The organism is Neisseria sp. P0022.S010 (assembly GCF_051956635.1).
This window is the reverse complement of record NZ_JBQCXF010000337.1, coordinates 1-3291: the sequence shown is the minus strand read 5'-3', so window position 1 is coordinate 3291 and position 3291 is coordinate 1. Positions and strand designations below refer to the sequence as shown.

The following is a 3291-nucleotide window of genomic DNA, read 5'->3' as shown; positions in this document are numbered from 1 at the left end:
TGATCTGCGGTACGCTGTTGGCTGCGTATGTGCAGGTAGTGGAGTACGGCTTGGTATTTGAAGTGTAATGTATATTTGCTCATAAAAAAACTGCACCTTGTGAGTTGGAGGGGGGATGTCCAACTTTGGGGGTGCAGTTCAAATCCCTAAACATTTTCAGACGGCCTTTTTTTCTATGCTGATTCTCTACATTCTATTCGCCGTATGCTTTTACTCTCGGCCTTTTGTCTCTTTTTTTCATGAATAATGGTGCCGGTGTTACAATCGGCATATTCTTATTGTTATCAAACAGGTGTTTTATGCAGTTTTTCGGCCTGCTTATTCCTATTATTATCGGCTATTTTGCTGATGAGATGTTTACCGGCGTGATTATTGGGTCGTTGTTTTGGCTGGTTGCTTGGTCAATCGCCAAACAACGCCAAGAAGAGCGTTTGGCTGAATCTGCTACGGTAGGCGACAGGATGCAAAAGCTGGAGCAGGAAATCGAGCTGCTGAAACAGCGTTTGTCGGTGTTGGAGCATGAGGCTGTCCGTGATGAGGCGAAGGTAGGGCAGGGGCTTGAGGTTCGGCCTGTTGCCGATGTTCAGACGGCCTCTGAGCCGCTTCATGTTCGGGTTGAGCCTGAAGCGGAAGCTGCGCCTGTTAAGCAGAAGATTGAAGAGGCGTTTGCTCCTTCTTTTTCTATACCTATTGATCCTGTTTCTGCCAAAGCTTCTGCTTCGCTTGAGCCTGTTGTGGAATCAGAAGTTATCGAGGTGGCTGCTCCGGTTGCTGCTGAACAAGAAGAGCTGCCTAAGGAAGAGGCTGTTGTTGCTTCGATGCCGTCTGAAAGCGAAGAAGCGCCATCGCGTCAATTCGTTATCCATAAAGCTCAGTCGGAAGGCGGAGAGTACAAGTTTTCCGACAATCCGATTGTTGCTTGGTTCTTGCGCGGCAATCCGCTGTTGAAAACCGGTATTGTGGTGCTGTTCCTCGGCTTGGCGTTTTTACTGCGCTATGCTTCCGAGCGGGTTCATGTGCCGGTGGAGCTGCGTTATCTGACTGTGGCAGGCGCGGGTTTGGCGGCGGTGGTCGGCGGCTGGAAGCTGCAAAGCCGTAAGCGTGAATATGGCTTGGTGTTGCAGGGTTTCGGCGTGGCGGTGATGTATTTGACGGCGTTGGCGGCGTTGAAACTGCATCCGCTGCTGCCTGTGTCGGTCGTGTTCGGGCTGATGGTAGCGATGGTTGTGCTGATGGCGTGGCTGGCGGTAAGGCAGAATGCGCAGATTATGGCGCAGGTTGCTTTAATCGGCGGTATGGCCGCGCCTTTGCTGACTTCAGACGGCAGCGGCAATTATTTGGTGCTGTTTTCTTATCTTGCCCTGCTCAATGGAGGTGTGGCCGCGATTGCGTGGTTTAAGGCATGGCGTCCGCTGAACCTGACGGGCTTTGCCGCTACTTTTGCCATTGCCGCGCTGTGGGGCATGCGAAGTTATACGCCGCAACATTTCGCCACTACCGAGCCTTTCCTGATTTACCACTGGCTGCTCTATACCTTTATCGCTTATCTGTTTGCACGCCGTAAGCTGACGGAAAACAGCGAAGACAGCGTTACGCCGATTGCCGACAATGCGACTTTGGAGGAGATTGGCAACAGCATTTATACACATGGCCTGCGCGTACATGTCCTCGACCATACTTTATTGTTTGGCACGATGGCGGCGGCGTTCGGACTGCAATACCGCATGGTGGAGCATTGGCCGTCTGCGGATGCGCTTTCCGCATTGGGTTTTGCCGCTGTGTACGGACTGGCGGCGCTGCTGCTGAAACGTCAGCAGGGGCTGTATATTTTGCGTCAGGCGTTTTTTGCGTTGGCGGTGTTGTTCCTTACTATTGCTGTTCCGCTTTATTTTGAACCGAGCAATACGGTCATTTTGTGGAGTGCCGAATCCGCGCTGGTTTATTTCTTCGGTCTGCGCCAACAGCGTCCGCATATCCGTTTGGGTGCGCTGATTGTTTATCTCTTGGCGGCACTGATTCAGCTGGGCAATTATCAGGGTTTTGGCACCGATACCGTTCTGGAAGGGCAGTGGTTTACGACGGTTGTGGTGTTGCTTGGCGGAGCGGCGATTTACTTGCTGTGGTATTTCTCGCGTCGCGAAGGTTCGGCGCAATGGGAAAAATCCGTTCAGACGGCCGTGTTGTCTGCCGCCTTGCTGTACATCTCTATTTTGCCTTTGCTTTTCTTGGCCGACCAAGGCGGCATTGTCGCTCTCTCCGCTTTGGCGGCGGCGTGGGCATTCTGCCGGCGCAAACACGAGCCGAATGTGTTTATCACATTTGTCTTGGGCAATGTATTGTTCGCCCTGTTGCTGCAATCCAGCATCATTTATGAATCCCAAGGCTTCCTGAGTCATCTGTACCTTATTGCCGCTACGCCTTTGCTTTTTGCGGCTGCCTACGCGCTGCAATATCCACGCGTGCCGGTTAACACTGAAAAGCCGGAAGGAAACGAGGTTTACTTTGCGCAGGTTTCAGGCTGGATCATCCTGCTTACTGCGTTGGCAACAGGCAGCTACGCCCTCTATATGCAATGGACAGGCGAGGAAACCCTGTTTATCGAGTTGTGGATGTGGCCGATATTTGCCAGCTTGCTGCTGTTTGCAAAACGTTTGAAATGGGAAGAGCTGTTGCAGGCAAACTTGGCATTCCTGCCCGTGTTTGCCCTGCATTTTGTCTTCTACCATACCGAACACGCATGGACAGCCGCCGCAGCCTTGCCGCTTGTGGCCGCCACCGTGTTGAACTTCATCATTCTGAACAATTATCCACGCCCTGATCTGATTTGGTTGCACAAACTCAATATCACGATACTCGGCGTACTTTGGACGCTTTGGACCGCGCTGTATGTCGGCGGCCTTCTCTCCGGCGTTTGGGCGCAGCTCTCATGGCTTGTCGTGCCGCTGGCGATGTGGATTGTTTTCCATACGCAACGCCACCGCGAATTTTTCAGACGGCATCAAGCCATTTATCAGTATTTTGCTATGCCGTTGTGCGCCCTTGCCGCTGCCTGTTGGATGCTGTGGACCAACTTCTCCACTCCGTTCCAACCTTCGCCGTTGCCGTATATTCCCGTGCTTAACCCATTGGAACTCGCCTGCGCCGGTATGCTTTGGTTTGCTCTGAAATCCCTGCCAGAAGCCCTGCCGCCCGACCTTCGCCGTACTACAGCGACCACTGTCTCCGCCTTGGCCTTTATGCTGATCAGCGCAGGCGTGATGCGCGTATGGCATTTCTACGACGGCATCACTT

The 3291-nt window shown here is 52.7% G+C and carries 1 protein-coding gene; it reads left to right on the top strand.

The features are described from left to right. Positions 1 to 299 precede the first annotated feature (299 nt). The coding region (locus ACTHUT_RS16335) for a DUF2339 domain-containing protein (protein WP_440419083.1) at positions 300 to 3291 on the top strand (2992 nt) is incomplete at its 3' end.